This is a genomic window from Mongoliibacter ruber (assembly GCF_003003005.1).
In the GTDB taxonomy this organism is placed as follows: Bacteria; Bacteroidota; Bacteroidia; order Cytophagales; family Cyclobacteriaceae; genus Mongoliibacter; species Mongoliibacter ruber.
On record NZ_PVTR01000008.1, the window covers coordinates 44,302 to 60,132 of the forward strand.

Below are 15,831 nucleotides of genomic sequence, written 5' to 3' on the forward strand. Positions count from 1 at the left end.
ACAATCCGACAGCTATCGTCACAATACTTTGATCAGCCATGTTCAAATATAAAAAATATGTTTAAATTATAAACAGTTTAATGTTAAATAAATCAACAAATGGACAGAAATATTGTGCACATGGATTTAGATTCGTTTTTTGTATCAGTGGAGCGACTCTATGACAGCCGACTCAACGGAAAGCCTATACTCATAGGCGGATCCAGTGACAGAGGAGTAGTGGCTTCATGCAGCTATGAAGCGCGCAGGTTTGGCGTGCACTCGGCCATGCCTATGCGAACTGCCAGACAGTTGTGTCCTGAAGCGACGATTGTCAGGGGGGATTTTGAAAAATACAGTAAAAAATCACATGAAGTCACTGACATTATCCGTGAAGATGTTCCTTTGTTTGAGAAATCTTCAATAGATGAATTTTACATAGACTATACAGGTATGGATCGTTTTTTTGGCTGTTTCAAAATGGCAAAGGAACTACGGGAAAGGGTACTCAAAGAAACAGGTTTACCCATTTCCCTTGGACTTTCAGAAAACAAAACAGTATCCAAAGTAGCTACCGGAGAGGCCAAACCCAACAATGCGAAAGAAATCCCTCGTGGAAGTGAGAAGCCTTTTTTGGCTCCTCTTCCTATCAGAAAGATTCCTATGATAGGTGAAAAAACTTCCCACACTTTGTACAATATGGGAGTAAAAACTGTAAAAACACTACAAGTAATGCCCTCCGAACTCTTGGAGGCAACTTTCGGTAAAAATGGCCGGGTAATCTGGGAAAAAGCCAACGGCATAGACAAGTCTTTGGTCACTCCATATTCAGAAGCAAAGTCCATTTCCTCCGAAAACACTTTCGAAGAAGATACCATAGACATCAAAAAATTGGAATCCCACCTGATTGCCATGACAGAGCAGCTCGGCACCAAACTTAGACAAAAACAACAACTCACATCATGCATCAGTGTCAAAATACGGTATTCGGACTTTGAAACCCATAGCGTGCAAAAAAGAATCCCCTATACCTCTGCAGACCATACTCTAATTTCTTTGGTCAAAGAACTGTTTACAAAACTCTACAGCCGAAGACTACTGATCCGGTTGATCGGTGTACGCTTCAGTGGTCTGGTGTACGGCAATTACCAGATCAATTTATTTGAAGATACACAGGAACAGATCAGCTTGTACCAAGCTCTTGACAGACTGAATACCAAATTTGGAGACAAAACAGTCTGCCGTGCCGTAGGCATGCAGGTAGGCAGAAGAAGGTTCAACCCATTCAATGGCGCGACGATATAGAACAGGCTGTTGCTATGAAGCTTACATAAAGCCCTTGAAAAAAATATCGAACAATATACTTTTATCAATTGTTAAATTGTGTCTGATTTACATATTCAAATAAAATCAACTTGGATTCGGAACTTATTACCCCTCAATTCCACTTTAGTAGTATATTTGAAAATTAAGAAACATCAAAAAAATAACATACAATGGGAAAAGCAATAGAGATTACTGACGCAAATTTTGAAGAAATCATGAAGTCAGAACAACCGATTTTGGTTGATTTTTGGGCAGAATGGTGTGGACCATGTAAAATGATCGGTCCTATCGTGGAAGAACTGGCGGGCGATTACGATGGTAAAGCAGTCATTGGCAAGGTAGACGTAGACTCTAACCCAGCGGTAGCTTCTCAATTTGGCATCAGAAGCATTCCTACCCTTTTATTCTTCAAAGGCGGACAAATTGTAGACAAGCAAGTAGGAGCTGTTCCAAAAGCCGTTTTAGCACAAAAACTGGACGCTCAACTTTAATTAATATAGAATTCATAAAAAAGGCCGTGAAACTTGATTTCACGGCCTTTTTTATTGAAAATACTCTCTCAAAATCACGGACAACTCCCATTTAAGGAAGCACTTTTACCATGATATTTTTATAATAAATCACACTCTCAGGATCATGCGCTTGAAGCGCAAATGTACCTCTATCTATTTTCTTTTGGCCTGCATTTTCCGGGCGGTCTTTATCTTCTGATTCTACATATTCCATGACCGTCACTCCGTTAATTTTAACAGTCACATGATCCCCCTTGACAATGATGTGTTGGGTATACCATTCTTTATCCTCCACGTAAAGGTCCTTCACATCATTAAAAGAGTACAAGCTTCCCGTTTTTCTCCAATCACTATGGGTCTGGTTGACCTGCACTTCATAACCTTTTTCAGGCCAGCCATTCTCTTGGTATTCTGTATGGAAAAATATCCCTGAATTGGCTTTGGGCATGGTCATGACATCTGCCTTAAATTCAAAATTTTTAAAGTCAGCATCATTGACTTCACCTACGTAGAAAGCATGCGCCCTAGGCCCATCTATCTGAATAATCCCATCCACCACTTCAAAGGAGCCTGGGTTTTCAGCAACCTTCCATCCATCAAGGTTAGTACCATTAAACAACGATATCCATTCATCCTGCTGCGCCATAGCAAGCGATGAAAACATGCATACTATCATTAAAATCCATAGTTTTTTCATAATACTCTCGGGTTAATATTGTTTTGAAATTAATTGTTACTATCCATTTTACATTGAATTCAATCGACACCTTTTCGCTCCACTATAAATAACGACAGGTTCATTTGCTATTCTGGCTCTATAATATCTCCATTATCTCCGAATTTGGAAACCCCTCCCGAAACAATGAATTTCATCACGTCCGAGCTTTTTACATTTTCAAGAACCCTCACATTTTCTCTGGGCACTAAATACAGGTTTCCCGAAAAATTATAACTGTGAGGGAAGTAGATAGCTACCAAACTCTCTTCCTGCAAAACAATCAGATTGTCCTGTGTAATAAAGCCAAGTCGATACATATTATTTGAAAGCTTTACGATTACGGGAATATTAAATTTTTTCTTATCACCTACGAAGGCAGACATCAAATCCTTGATACTTGTATAAAGAATATTGACTAAAGGAACCTTAAACATCCATTTTTCAAAAATATCGAATAGGGGTCTAGTGATGAAGATACTTGCTAGAAATCCCATAAAAGTAATAAAACTAAGCATGATCAAGATCCCCAAGCCAGGTATAGGGATAGGAATGATTCCATCTAAAAATTTTAAAACCAAAACGATCACGTAAATAGTCAATGCAACCGGCACGACAAAGAGTAAACCTCTAAAAAAATACGATATGAACCTCTTAGTTGTGAAAGACATTATTTTTCTGTTTATTTTATATAAATGTTATTCTAAATATAAGAACAAGTAATGTTTAAACCTTCAAGAACTTCTTTGATATTATTTTTGGGAATAGTATTACTCTTCTCCTGCAAAACTATCAGGACTGTAGAATCACCCATAAACGACCTAAGCACATCATGCTACAAGCATATTCTGGATTATAAACCGGAATCAAAGCCAGAAAGCCTAGAGCTTGATTCGTTCTCTGAAACTTCCAGAGCTGAATTTTCAGAAAATTCTTTATTCTTTATCCAGATATTGGGAATAAGTGCTGAAATCGAATATATCTTAAATAAAGATTTCGATGATGAACTTCACCAATTTAAAAACCTTCAAAAGGCTATCAACCAAATCACACTTTCTGAGTTAGAAGTTAAGGCTTTTTCATCAGCACTAAGATGTGAAGAAGATAAATTTGAACAGTTAGCATGGCATATAGAGACTCTTGGTAGCAATACAAGAAGCCAAAAAACAGTCACAGGTATTATAATTGACGCTTCAGCAAACCTAGCAGGAGCAGCAATAATATTGTTTTTAGCTGGCGGCAACACTACTCGACAACTCATAGGTGTTGGTGCATCTCTTACCCAGATATACCTCAATGTATGGGGTAAGTCCATTACCTATAATGTGGAAATTAACCATGAAGTCAATGTTTTGGAAGAATTTTCAAAAGATCAGGAATGGTGCAAATCCATTCCTGATAATATCTGGGCTTATGTCAATTATATCGATAGGGAAAGAAATGGTAGTACCATCAGGGAGGAGTTAATGGATACCTGGGCTGAAACAGAAATAGAAAAAGATAAGTCCTTATACTTTTCTTCCGGGGGTACTTATACCTCAGAGCAATTACGTAATAGAGCGTCTATGCTTGAACAGCTGGCATCACTTACTGAAGGCATGCTTCAAGATCTTTTGATACTCCGAAAAGAATTACAAGCATTGGATATTCATTAAAAAAGCCTCAGAATTACTCCCGAGGCTTTTTAATATAACCATTGTGCTTTTTTTAAAGATCTATACCCATAAAGGACATGAAAGCAATTCCCATCAATCCTGTGATCAACATGGTAATGCCAAGACCTTTCAATCCATTTGGTACATTTGAGTACTTCAACTTTTCACGTATCGCAGCTAAAGCTACGATTGCTAAAAAGAAACCTACTCCAGAACCAAAACCATAAACAGCAGCTTCAGCTAATGTATAATCTCTAGTTGCCATGAAAAGAGATCCTCCAAGAATCGCACAGTTTACCGCAATCAAAGGGAGGAAAATCCCCAAAGCACCATAAAGCGCTGGAGCAAATTTTTCGACAACCATCTCTACCAACTGCACCATAGCAGCGATAATAGCGATAAACATAATAAACCTTAGGAAGGAAAGATCAATTGTAGCAAATGACTCACCCAACCAAGTTAAAGCTCCCTCTTTCAATACAAACTCATTCAAAAGCCAGTTGGTAGGCGCAGTTACTGTCAATACGAAAATAACAGCGGCACCTAGACCTAAAGCAGTACTTACCTTTTTGGATACGGCTAGAAATGAACACATTCCCAAGAAGTATGCAAAAACCATGTTATCAATGAAAATTGATTTTATTGCAAGACTAAATAATTCCATAGTTCAATTATTATTAATGTTCAACATAACCGGTTTTGGTACGCTGTACCCAAATGATAAGACCCAAGATAATGAATGCACCAACAGGTGACACCATCAATCCGTTAGTTGCCAAGCTGAACTCTTCTCCGAATAATCCAGAAATGGTTTCATAGACTGGTACTCCAAAAACGGAACCTGATCCTAACAATTCTCTAAAGAAAGCTACTGCCAAGATAATCCAAGAATACCCTAACGCAGATCCAAAGCCATCCAAGATTGAGTCATAAGGCTTATTGCCTAAAGCAAATGCCTCAAGCCTACCCATTACGATACAGTTGGTAATAATCAATCCAATAAATACAGAAAGCTCTTTGTACATATCAAAAGCAAATGCTTTCAATATTTCATTTACCAAAGTCACCAATGTAGCAACAACGGCAAGCTGCACAATAATCCTAACCCTTGAAGGAATTGTATTTCTAAGTAACGAAATAGTTAAATTGGCCATTACCATTACGAAGATTACAGAAATAGCCATTACCAAGGTAGGCTGCATCTGAGTCGTAACTGCCAAGGCTGAACAAATCCCAAGTACCTGAATGGTAATTGGATTGTTGTCTACCAGAGGATCTGTTATAAAGTTCTTTCTTCTTTTCGACAAGAGCGCCTCAGCGGGCTGTTTCACTTCTGTCGTTTGTGTTGTTTCAGTGCTCATTATATCATGTTTTACGAAACGTTCAAAATCAATTTACTGAAGCAACCCCAGAGTTACTAGGTGACTTCTTGGTTTTAAGGTATTCTTTATAGTGGCTCAGGTAATTTTTCAGCATGTCGTTTACGCCATTGGCTGTAATAGTAGCACCTGACAAACCATCCACTTTATGCGGATCGCCAGAATAATCTTTACCTTCTCCTTTTTGCATTGATACTGAAACCAATTCTCCTGAATCATCGAAGATTTGTTTTCCTTCATACCTTGCTTGAACATTATTGGCTGTAATTCTGGCTCCAAGGCCAGGAGTTTCACCCGCATGTCCAAATGTAACACCTTCTATGGTAGTCACATCAGTTTGAAGGGCAACATATCCCCAAATATTATCCCAAAGACCAGATCCATATACAGGAAGAATGATTGATTCTACCTGGTCTTCATCACCTTCAGCGTGGAATATAAAAACCGGGTATTGTCTATTTTCTGGAGATCTTTTGAAGTTCTTTCCAATGTCAACATTTTCAGCTTCCAGTGGATTTCCATCGCTATCCTTTTCAATTTCTTCACCATTGATATCTACCACTTTAGAAGAAATTCTTTTTCCATAGTATTCTAAAACTTCTTCTGGAGACATTTTAGAAATAGTTTCTGCATCTATTACAGCTCCAAGGATCTGCTTTTTGGTATCCAATTCAACAGCTTTTTTCTGAATCGGCGCCAATACTTGAGAAGTTCCTGACAAAAGCAATCCCAACACTACTGTGAGGATTACTGAGAATGTGATAATGTAAGCGTTAGACTGTTGCACGTTGTAACCTCCTTTTCTTGTTTGCTTTTACTACATAATGATCGATCAATGGAGCAAAGACGTTCATAAATAAAACGGCAAGCATGATACCTTCTGGATATGCAGGGTTTGTCACACGAATGATCACGGTCAACACACCAATCAGAAGTCCATAAATCCATTTTCCTGTCTCAGTCTGAGCTGCAGACACCGGATCTGTTGCCATAAATACAACTCCAAATGCCAATCCTCCTACTACCCAGTGGTACTCTGGAGCCATTGACATATATTCATTTACTGCCAATAAATTCATAACCAAACCCATCAAGAAAGCACCTGCAAAACCACTTACGATGATTTTCCAACTCGCAACTCCGGTCCCGATTAAGATCGCTGCACCAACCAATGCCATCAATGTAGATGTTTCACCAATTGAACCTGGTATCCATCCTACAAATAAATTCCAGAAACTAAAGAGTCCCTGCTGAACCTCACTGTTATGACTTGACAGTGCAGCCGTGACTGTTTCACCTTCAACACCTGCATTATATGCAACAGCAAGAGCTGTAGCTCCTGAGAAACCATCTACCGGAGCTTTATCTCCAAGATATGTCCAAACTTGATCACCTGAAATCTGAGCAGGATAGGCAAAGTACAAAAATGCCCTTGCTGTCATTGCCACATTCAGAATATTCATTCCTGTACCTCCGAATACCTCTTTTGCAATAATTACTGCAAATATTGTAGCCAATGCCACTTGCCATAAAGGCAAGGTAGCGGGAACAACTAATGGTATAAGCATTCCAGTCACCAAGAAGCCTTCGTTAATTGGGTGTTTTCTAATCACTGCAAATGCAGCTTCTACCAAACCACCTGCAGCGTAAGCTACTATTACGATCGGCAATACCAATTCAAGACCCAATAACAATTTTGGTCCAAAATCTTCCCACAATCCTGCAGTCTGACCAGTTGCCAAAAAATGCTGATGTCCAGTATTATAAATACCGAAAAGCAAACATGGGATCATGGCTATCACGACTGTGATCATCATCCTTTTCAGGTCAATCGCATCTTTTACTTGAGCTCCTTTTATACCATTAGTATGCTTAGGAGAGAACAAGAATGTCTCTCCAGCTTCAAATGCGTAATAAAAGTACTCTAACTTTCCACCTTTTTGAAAAAGCGGTTTCTGTTTGTCCAACAGATCTCTTAGAAACTTCATATTAATTAACTGTATTGAATTAAATCTATACCTTTTCTAACTATTTCCTGAACAGGGTGTTTGGAAACATCCACAAATTCGCAAAGTGCCAAATCCTCTTCGATCACCTCATATATGCCAAGCTCTTCCATTTCATCAAAATCTTCGGCCATTATAGCCTTCAAAAGATATACAGGAAGAATATCCATTGGCGTTACACTTTCAAAAACACCTGTCTGTACAAAAGCCCTTTCTTCTCCTCTAACATTTGTATCCAAAACGTATTCTTTATTTGGATTGAGGAAAGAAAGCAGACCCAGCGCTCTGTGGTAACTCAGTTTCTTAGTTGTTGGCTTCATCCAACCTAAGAATTCATAATAATCGCCTTCAGGAAGAATGGTGATTTGGCTGGCGTAATAACCAAGATAGCCATCTCTGTTGATTTTCTCTCCTGTAAGGACATTACCTGAAACAACCCTAATATGGTCTTGCTTTAGATTACCTTGTACCAGAGTATCTACGCAAGCGCCCACAAAAGTTTTGGTATAAACCGCTTTTTTGGCTTCAGAACCTGTGATGGCAATTACTTTAGCGGCATCATATTTACCTTCAAGGAATAATTTACCGATCTGCACAACACCAAATGGGCTAATAGTCCAAGCGATTTCACCTTTATTGATAGGGTCAAGATGATGAATCTGTACACCTACGTTTCCTGCAGGATGCGGTCCTGAGAATTTGTTGGTTTCCACTCCCTGAATACTAGAGAATACTGCAGGAATTCCTGAATCTGCATTAAGATTCAAATGGATTTTCCCTGTTGTCAATTTGCTCAGCACATTGACTCCGGCTTGGAAATACTTCTCTTCACCCTGAAGCGCAAACCCTGCATCGGCTGCAAGAGGATGCGTGTCAAAGCCAGAAATAAATATAGCCTTTGGGCTATCTTCTGGATTCGCTACAATACCGTATGGTCTTTGAACGATTTGAGGCCACACACCTCCTTGGGTCATCTGCTTGATCGCATCCTCTTTAGAGAGTGACTGCAAGGAAGATTCTGTGTATTTTTGAAACTCCTCGTAGCTTATGTCCTTGTCAGCAAGGATTTTAATTTCCAAAAGCTTTCTTCTTTCTCCTCTTTTTATTTCTACAACTTCACCTGATACAGGTGCTACATAGAGCACTTGATCCATGGCCTTGTCGAATAAAAGCGGAGTGCCAGCTTTTACGGTATCACCTTCATTCACAGTTACTTTTGGTCTCTGCATACCAATAAAATCGGTAGGCTTGAGGGCAAAAGTTTTGGCAGGACTGAAGGCTTCAAGCTGCAATTCAGCTTTTCCTACGAGCTTAATATCGAATCCTTTCTTAAGCTTTACAGTTTTTGACATATGATTTTTGAAATATATGGTCTTTTGAAAAACGCCTCAAATCTAATAAAATAGATCAGTTATTAGAAGATAATTTTGGTAATATTTACGAGTGGGGCAGCCTTAATTGAGGAGGCAGGCACTGTTCGTATTTCAATTATTGGTCAATAGCATGCCTTCTTCCAGAGAATGAATGTGTTGCATCACGCGCTCCATCAACCACATAGGCGTCGAAGTTGCCCCGCAGATCCCGACTTTTTCAGCATTTACAAACCAGCTCGGATCCAATTCCGTTTCGTTCTCTACGAAATAACTTTTATCGTTGACCCCTTTGCACACTTGGTATAATGCCTTCCCGTTTGAACTTTTTTTCCCTGAAACAAAAATGACTACATCATTTTCAGTTGAAAATTTAGCCAGTTGAGGCTCTCTATTGGAAACCTGACGACAAATTGAGTCATTGGCATTGAAATCGACTTCATTAAGTTCACCTTTAGCCTCCTTAATTCGGTCTTCAATTTTCGATTTTAATTCGTAAAAGCCCTTGGTACTTTTGGTTGTTTGACTGAATAGTGTCACGGGACGAGAAAAATCAATTTTGTTCAAATCTTTGTCTTCCATGACTACTATGGCTTTTTCCAAAGTCTGACCTGTAAGCCCGATTACTTCTGCATGGCCTTTTTTTCCATAAATGACAATCTGTCCGTTGTTTCTTTCCATTTTATCAAAAGCTGTCTTTACCCTATGCTGTAATTTCAGCACTACAGGACAGGAAGCATCGATAAGTTCTATATTATTTTCTATGGCTGTTTTATATGTCTCAGGTGGTTCACCATGCGCACGGATTAAGACCTTACAATCACTTAGATTTTGCAATTTCTCTCTGTCAATCACGACTAATCCTTTGTCGCTAAGCCTTCTTACTTCCATATCGTTATGGACAATATCGCCTAAACAATACAGTTGATCAGATGACTCCATTTCGTCCTCTGCCATTTTGATGGCAAATTCAACCCCAAAACAATAACCTGAATTTTTATCAATAGTAACTTCCATATCAATCTTGTTTTTCGGTAATTTTCTTTTTGGCCAATTCCACAATAAGATTTACCTGTTCATCAAATTTCAGATGACTTGTATCTACTTCTACAGCATCATTTGCTTTGATCAATGGGCTCTCTTTTCGTCCCGAATCTATTTTATCCCTTTCGGCAAGGTTTTGTACAATTTTCTCCAAAGGCACATCCGTCCCTTTTTCTTGAAGCTCCTTTTGTCTTCGTGCAGCTCGGATATTCAAGTCTGCTGTCATAAATACTTTGAATTCAGCATCTGGAAACACGACCGTGCCGATATCCCTTCCATCCATCACTACTCCTTTTTCTACCCCCATCCTCTGCTGCTGGGAAACTAGTTCTTTCCTGACAATTTTTAGTTTACTCACCTCACTAACGTAATCTGAGACCCTCATGGTTCGGATTTCTTGCTCAACATTCTCACCATTCAGGTAAGTTTCCTGTTCGTGGGTCACAGGGTTAGTTTGAAAAGTAATATGAAGACTTTTCAGATACTTTTCTACTTCTTCGGTATGAGTAATGTTTACATTTTTATTTAAAAAATGAAGTGTGGCAGCCCTATACATGGCTCCAGAGTCTATGTAGGTATAGCCCAGTTGTTTGGCTACTGATTTGGCTGTAGAGCTTTTGCCACAACCTGAATACCCATCTATCGCAATCACAATTTTTTGCATCTAATAAAAGTAACCCTTGCTTTAAATTCAGGCGCAAATATAGTAGTTTTAAATCTAAATCCTTTCTGAATTACATCTATTGCAGGACATTGTAAAGATAATTTAGATTATTGTTGAGATTTGAAAACCAAGCTTTTAAAACATTTATCAATGAAATCATTTCGCATATCCGGACAGTTCGTAGACATTGACAATAGGGAGATCAGCCCCGTTGAGATTGAGGTAGTTGATAAGACTATTGCCTCGATACGAAAATTACAAAAACCCGCTGACCTCCCATTTTTATTGCCTGGCTTTATCGATGCGCATGTCCATGTGGAGTCCTCGATGCTGGTCCCATCTGAATTCGCAAGATTGGCTGTTTGTCATGGCACTGTAGCAACCATCTCTGACCCACACGAAATCGCCAATGTTTGTGGTATGGAAGGGATTAACTATATGATTGACAATGGTAATAAGGTTCCTTTCAAATTTTATTTTGGCGCCCCTTCTTGTGTCCCTGCCACACCTTTTGAAACTGCCGGCGCAGAAATAACAGCCTCTGACATCAATCAGCTGCTGGAAAGAAGTGAGATTGTCTATTTGGCTGAAATGATGAACTGGCCCGGTGCAGTCAACAGAGACCCTTTGGTGATGGAGAAAATTGCTTTGGCCCAGAAATATGGTAAACCAGTAGATGGTCATGCTCCTGGCTTGAAAGGGGATTTGGCCAAAAAATACGCTTCCGCAGGAATAAGCACTGATCACGAATGTTTCACTTATGAAGAAGGTTTGGACAAAGCTAAGCTAGGGATGAAAATCGCTATCAGAGAGGGCAGTGCCGCGAAAAATTTTGAAGCTTTAATCGATCTCATTGATGTATTCCCTGAATTGATCATGTTTTGCTCAGATGATAAACACCCAGACAACCTGGTGGAAAGTCATATCAATGAATTGGTGGCTAGGGCTGTAGCCAAAGGTAAAAATCTCTTTGATGTCCTAAGAGCAGCCTGTCTTACACCAATACAACATTACAACCTGAAAGTAGGCAAATTGAGAGTAGGTGACCCAGCTGATTTTATTTTGGTCGAGGATTTAAGGGAATTCAAAGTCAAGGCTACCTACATCGATGGGCAAAAGGTGGCCGAAAATGGCAAAAGTTTGATTGGAGGAATCAAAAATACTCTCATCAATAATTTTAATTGCTTACCCAAAAAGCCAGAAGACTTCCATCTTCCAGTAAAAAACAATAAAGTCAGGGTAATCGAAGCCCTAGATGGACAATTGATCACGCCAACAGCTTCAGGAAATATCATCAGCAAGGATGATTTGGCCTGCGCAAACGTTGATGAGGACATTTTGAAAATTACGGTAGTCAATCGGTATGAAGATACTACGCCATCTGTGGCTTTTATCAAAAACTTTGGGCTGAAAAAAGGTGCCATTGCCTCATCTGTCGGGCATGATTCTCACAATATAATTGCAGTTGGAGTGGATGATGAATCTATTTGCAGGGCTGTAAACCTATTGATCAGAGAAAAAGGAGGAGTATCTGCCGTCGAGGGAGATAGGGATATGATATTGCCCCTTCCTGTAGGAGGTATAATGTCTCCTGAGGATGGGTATAAAGTAGCTGAAGCTTATACTGCGATAGACAAAATGTCTAAAGACCTTGGTTCAGAGCTCAAATCACCATTTATGACACTGAGTTTTATGGCTTTACTTGTCATTCCTGAACTCAAATTGAGCGATAAAGGACTTTTTGACGGCAATAAATTCGAATTTGTGGATGTTTTTCATACCTAATATTATTTGGATAAATTAATTTCAATTTTTCCAAACAGAATTTTATCAAATTAATCATAAAAAATTCTTTTACTTTATTTCAAGAACCTTAGAGGTGATCAGTGTTTTCTATTTCCAAAAGATCAAATCACTGAATTCAAGGAATTTATCCTGAATTTAGCAAACCCTAGCCTTCCACAGGAAGTTTGTATATTTATAAAAGTATAAACCCAAATTAACTTAAATACAACTAATATGATGAATTTTGAGCTCAATGAAAATCAGCAGATGATCGCTAAGATGATCCAAGATTTTGGAGCGAAAGAGATCACACCTTTTAGAAAAGAGTGGGATGATAACCAACATTTTCCATTGGATCTTTTTAAAAAACTAGGAGAATTGGGACTGATGGGGGTATTGGTGCCTGCCTCATACGGAGGCTCCGGATTCGGCTACTTTGAATATGTGACAGCTATTGCCGAATTAACCAAATTAGACCCTTCAGTAGGTCTTTCAATGGCAGCTCACAACTCTCTTTGCACAGGTCATATCATGATGTTTGGCAATGAAGAGCAAAAACAAAAATACCTTCCTAAATTGGCTACTTGTGAATTTTTGGGAGCTTGGGGCTTAACTGAGCCAAACACCGGTTCAGATGCTGGCAACATGCGAACGGTTGCGATAGAAGACGGTGACCACTACGTACTTAACGGTGCCAAAAATTTTATTACCCATGGAGTTTCAGGAGATGTAGCCGTTGTGATCGCAAGAACGGGTAAAGTTGGCGATTCCCATGGCATGACTGCATTTGTGGTAGAAAGAGGAACGCCAGGATTCAAAGGAGGTAGAAAAGAAGACAAGCTTGGTATGCGTGCTTCTGAAACTGCAGAGATGATATTTGAAGATTGCAGGATTCATAAAAGCCAGATCTTGGGTGAAGTGGGAGACGGTTTTATACAGTCCATGAAAATCCTTGATGGTGGAAGAATTTCAATTGCAGCTTTGTCTTTGGGAATTGCCGAAGGTGCACTTGAAGAATCAATCAAGTATGCCAAAGAAAGAGAGCAATTTAACCAACCGATCAGTAAATTTCAGGCAATTTCTTTCAAACTGGCTGATATGGCCACACAAGTAGAAGCTGCACGCTTACTGACTTTCAAGGCTGCTGATTTGAAAAACAGAGGAGAGAAAGTAACATTGGCCAGTGCTAAGGCTAAATATTATGCCTCGGAAGTATCTGTAAGTGTTGCTAATGAAGCGGTACAGATTTTTGGTGGCTATGGCTTTACCAAAGACTATCCGGTAGAAAAATACTACAGAGATGCAAAGCTTTGTACCATTGGTGAAGGAACATCTGAGATTCAGAAGCTGGTGATTTCAAGAGAGATTTTGAAGTAATTAATTCCCACACTCCCAAAGTTCAGAACTTTGGGAGATTTTTTTCTTATAAGATGAACTACTGAAAATCAAATCAGTTTTTTTCAGTCAAAAAAGAATTCTAGTAATATGCATATTTAGAGATAATAATCTCCAAAATTACATTTTTTCCATCAGCATGCCTTTGTATATTGTGAAGGACTCATCTTCTTTATCCTTGTTGAGAGGCTTCATCCATCAGATTTCATCATCGATCACGCGGTAACTATCGTAATGCATTGGCGGTAAGACAACATCATATTTTTCTCCGTTTTTGAAAAAGACTGTTTTTACCTTAAAGTAGTGCATTTTAAAGATATTTTTTGTCATTTTTCACTAATAAACTAACTTGTAATTATTACCGCTCAATGAACTTGAATTGATTTTATTCATGCTAAAAAGCATTTCGAAAAACATCCTGTTGTTAATACTGATTTTTGCATTTTCCTGCAAAGATCAAATTGAAGAATTAGAGCCCTTAGATGAACTCATTGAAGTGGTGATACTAAGCACCAATGACGAACACGCAAAAATAGAACCCTTCTCAAGGCTCCAAAAATTAGTTGAAAGAGAAAGAAAACTGAACAAAAATCTGGTTTTGGTTTCTGCTGGTGATTTTTTTTCAGGCAATCCTTTTGTGGATTATGCTGATGAACCCGGTGCCCCAATGATAGCCCTGATGAATCTGGCAGGATATGATTTAGCTGTTTTGGGTAATCATGATTTCGATTATGGATTGGATATTTTACGGTTGAGAATGTCGGAAGCAAATTTCCCCATGATTCTGGCCAATGTAAAGCAAAATGATTTATTACCAGGGTTAGAACCATATAAAGAATTCCATTTTGAAGATATTGACATATCCTTAGCATTTGTAGGCTTGGTCCAAACAAACATCAATGGGATACCTTCTACCAGACCCGACAATGTCAATGGGCTCGAATTTAAGGAGCCCGAAAAAGCACCTATTGATTATTCCGAATTAAAAAATCGAAATAGTGCTATTATAGGCCTTACCCATTTAGGGATTGAAAGAGACCTGTTATTTGCAAGGCAAAATGAAAATATTGACATAATAATAGGAGGGCATTCTCATACCCAAATCTCGAACGGCAGGTATGAAAATGGCATTCTCATTACCCAAGCAGGAACAGATTTGAAGTTTGTAGGCAAGACTGTTTTAGGGTTTCGTAATGGCAATTTGGTTCATGAAAGAAATCAATTGATTCCCCTTGAGGATTTCCCTGAGTCAGATCCTGAAATTGAAGAACTGATAAATGGATATTTGTCCAATCCTATTTTGGAAACTGTGATTGTTGAACTTGAAAAACCGATTTCAGGAATTTCTCAATTGAGCTGTCTGATGACAGATGCTTTGAGGTTTGGCCTTGAGGTAGATATTGCCTTTCAAAATGTAGGCGGAATTCGACTTGGAGAACTAAAGGCAGGTCCTGTCAAAATTAGCGATGTTCTTACTCTTGACCCATTTAGAAACAATGTTGTGCTTATGGAACTGAATGAAGATGAAATCAAAAATCTCATTGCGACCAGAACAGCTAATACAGGATTGATTGATTTGTTGCCTTCCGGAATTAATTACACTGTTTTTCGGGATAGTCAAGGAAATTTCCAAAGATTTGAAATCAAATTAGAAAACGGAGATAAATTAGATCCAAACAAAAAGTATAAGGTTGCGATGAATAGCTTTATCGGAACCACATATAATTTTCAAAGACAAGATCCAGGGGAATTGTTGTTTTATCAGACTACTGACCTCTTGATTCAATTTCTTCAGGAAAGCAAAAACCTTGACTACACAGGGTGGTTGAGATTCTCATTGGAATAGAACGTTTTTTTAACACTTTCTTTACCTTAATGTCTTGCTTCTTAATCACTTTTTGACTTTTCTTGACAGTTTTTGATTGCTCTTAGTATCCTCTTTGCCCTACCTACAGTAGGAAGTCCTACGGCATTGGTACATCGTTATTTAGATGGAATCTT

The 15,831-nt window shown here is 38.7% G+C and carries 15 protein-coding genes; 6 read left to right on the top strand and 9 right to left on the bottom strand.

The features are described 5' to 3' along the window. Positions 1-99 precede the first annotated feature (99 nt). Both dinB and trxA read left to right on the top strand, forming a co-directional pair. Positions 100-1,284 (top strand): DNA polymerase IV, encoded by a 1,185-nt coding sequence (gene dinB / locus CLW00_RS13825; protein WP_106134291.1) that lies wholly within the window; start codon positions 100-102, stop codon positions 1,282-1,284. A gap of 191 nt (positions 1,285-1,475) precedes the next feature. Then, the gene (gene trxA / locus CLW00_RS13830; RefSeq protein ID WP_106134292.1) at positions 1,476-1,796 is read left to right on the top strand and encodes a thioredoxin; all 321 of its coding nucleotides are present in this window, start codon (positions 1,476-1,478) and stop codon (positions 1,794-1,796) included. 91 nt (positions 1,797-1,887) lie between these two features. Here trxA and CLW00_RS13835 read toward each other — a convergent pair whose 3' ends face one another. After that, positions 1,888-2,514, bottom strand: a complete 627-nt coding sequence (locus CLW00_RS13835) for a 3-keto-disaccharide hydrolase (protein WP_106134293.1) — start codon at positions 2,512-2,514, stop codon at positions 1,888-1,890. Positions 2,515-2,621: 107 nt separating this feature from the next. Beyond that, a complete protein-coding gene (locus CLW00_RS13840; protein ID WP_106134294.1) occupies positions 2,622-3,203 on the bottom strand; it encodes a DUF502 domain-containing protein in 582 nt (193 codons plus the stop codon). A gap of 51 nt (positions 3,204-3,254) precedes the next feature. Between CLW00_RS13840 and CLW00_RS13845 the strand changes: the two genes are divergently transcribed. After that, positions 3,255-4,187, top strand: coding sequence for a hypothetical protein (locus CLW00_RS13845; RefSeq protein WP_106134295.1), 933 nt, complete (start codon positions 3,255-3,257; stop codon positions 4,185-4,187). A gap of 52 nt (positions 4,188-4,239) precedes the next feature. Here CLW00_RS13845 and nqrE read toward each other — a convergent pair whose 3' ends face one another. From nqrE to cmk, 7 genes are all read right to left on the bottom strand, one after another. Next, complete coding sequence (gene nqrE, locus CLW00_RS13850) at positions 4,240-4,851, bottom strand: NADH:ubiquinone reductase (Na(+)-transporting) subunit E (RefSeq protein ID WP_106134296.1); 612 nt, start codon at positions 4,849-4,851, stop codon at positions 4,240-4,242. A 13-nt stretch (positions 4,852-4,864) separates the two neighbouring features. Next, positions 4,865-5,548, bottom strand: a complete 684-nt coding sequence (locus CLW00_RS13855) for an NADH:ubiquinone reductase (Na(+)-transporting) subunit D (protein WP_106134297.1) — start codon at positions 5,546-5,548, stop codon at positions 4,865-4,867. Between the two features lie 28 nt (positions 5,549-5,576). After that, positions 5,577-6,353, bottom strand: a complete 777-nt coding sequence (gene nqrC / locus CLW00_RS13860; protein ID WP_106134298.1) for an NADH:ubiquinone reductase (Na(+)-transporting) subunit C — start codon at positions 6,351-6,353, stop codon at positions 5,577-5,579. Beyond that, entirely contained in the window at positions 6,340-7,554 is a 1,215-nt protein-coding gene (locus CLW00_RS13865; RefSeq protein WP_106134299.1) for an NADH:ubiquinone reductase (Na(+)-transporting) subunit B, read from the bottom strand. Before CLW00_RS13865 ends, nqrC begins: the two co-directional genes overlap by 14 nt. A gap of 5 nt (positions 7,555-7,559) precedes the next feature. Further along, a complete protein-coding gene (locus CLW00_RS13870) occupies positions 7,560-8,924 on the bottom strand; it encodes a Na(+)-translocating NADH-quinone reductase subunit A (RefSeq protein WP_106134300.1) in 1,365 nt (454 codons plus the stop codon). A gap of 132 nt (positions 8,925-9,056) precedes the next feature. Then, positions 9,057-9,959 carry a 4-hydroxy-3-methylbut-2-enyl diphosphate reductase gene (locus tag CLW00_RS13875; protein ID WP_106134301.1) on the bottom strand — a complete coding sequence of 301 codons (903 nt, stop codon included), beginning with the start codon at positions 9,957-9,959 and terminating at the stop codon, positions 9,057-9,059. A 1-nt stretch (position 9,960) separates the two neighbouring features. Next, entirely contained in the window at positions 9,961-10,650 is a 690-nt protein-coding gene (gene cmk, locus CLW00_RS13880; protein WP_106134302.1) for a (d)CMP kinase, read from the bottom strand. A 150-nt stretch (positions 10,651-10,800) separates the two neighbouring features. Here cmk and ade point away from each other — a divergent pair, with 150 nt between their 5' ends. The 3 genes from ade (at position 10,801) to CLW00_RS13895 (ending at position 15,676) form a co-directional block, all read left to right on the top strand. Further along, positions 10,801-12,435 (top strand): adenine deaminase, encoded by a 1,635-nt coding sequence (ade, locus tag CLW00_RS13885; RefSeq protein ID WP_106134303.1) that lies wholly within the window; start codon positions 10,801-10,803, stop codon positions 12,433-12,435. 237 nt (positions 12,436-12,672) lie between these two features. After that, positions 12,673-13,812, top strand: coding sequence for an acyl-CoA dehydrogenase family protein (locus CLW00_RS13890; RefSeq protein WP_106134304.1), 1,140 nt, complete (start codon positions 12,673-12,675; stop codon positions 13,810-13,812). A gap of 409 nt (positions 13,813-14,221) precedes the next feature. Continuing rightward, complete coding sequence (locus CLW00_RS13895) at positions 14,222-15,676, top strand: bifunctional metallophosphatase/5'-nucleotidase (protein ID WP_106134305.1); 1,455 nt, start codon at positions 14,222-14,224, stop codon at positions 15,674-15,676. Positions 15,677-15,831: the final 155 nt, after the last annotated feature.

Excerpts from the sequence above, each read along its gene's own strand:
- CLW00_RS13865 (WP_106134299.1), bottom strand. The coding sequence starts at position 7,554 with ATGAAGTTTCTAAGAGATCTGTTGGACAAACAGAAACCGCTTTTTCAA.
- CLW00_RS13895 (WP_106134305.1), top strand. The coding sequence starts at position 14,222 with ATGCTAAAAAGCATTTCGAAAAACATCCTGTTGTTAATACTGATTTTT.
- CLW00_RS13870 (WP_106134300.1), bottom strand. The coding sequence starts at position 8,924 with ATGTCAAAAACTGTAAAGCTTAAGAAAGGATTCGATATTAAGCTCGTA.
- nqrE (WP_106134296.1), bottom strand. The coding sequence starts at position 4,851 with ATGGAATTATTTAGTCTTGCAATAAAATCAATTTTCATTGATAACATG.
- dinB (WP_106134291.1), top strand. The coding sequence starts at position 100 with ATGGACAGAAATATTGTGCACATGGATTTAGATTCGTTTTTTGTATCA.
- CLW00_RS13845 (WP_106134295.1), top strand. The coding sequence starts at position 3,255 with ATGTTTAAACCTTCAAGAACTTCTTTGATATTATTTTTGGGAATAGTA.
- CLW00_RS13875 (WP_106134301.1), bottom strand. The coding sequence starts at position 9,959 with ATGGAAGTTACTATTGATAAAAATTCAGGTTATTGTTTTGGGGTTGAA.
- CLW00_RS13890 (WP_106134304.1), top strand. The coding sequence starts at position 12,673 with ATGAATTTTGAGCTCAATGAAAATCAGCAGATGATCGCTAAGATGATC.
- cmk (WP_106134302.1), bottom strand. The coding sequence starts at position 10,650 with ATGCAAAAAATTGTGATTGCGATAGATGGGTATTCAGGTTGTGGCAAA.
- ade (WP_106134303.1), top strand. The coding sequence starts at position 10,801 with ATGAAATCATTTCGCATATCCGGACAGTTCGTAGACATTGACAATAGG.
- CLW00_RS13855 (WP_106134297.1), bottom strand. The coding sequence starts at position 5,548 with ATGAGCACTGAAACAACACAAACGACAGAAGTGAAACAGCCCGCTGAG.
- trxA (WP_106134292.1), top strand. The coding sequence starts at position 1,476 with ATGGGAAAAGCAATAGAGATTACTGACGCAAATTTTGAAGAAATCATG.
- CLW00_RS13840 (WP_106134294.1), bottom strand. The coding sequence starts at position 3,203 with ATGTCTTTCACAACTAAGAGGTTCATATCGTATTTTTTTAGAGGTTTA.
- CLW00_RS13835 (WP_106134293.1), bottom strand. The coding sequence starts at position 2,514 with ATGAAAAAACTATGGATTTTAATGATAGTATGCATGTTTTCATCGCTT.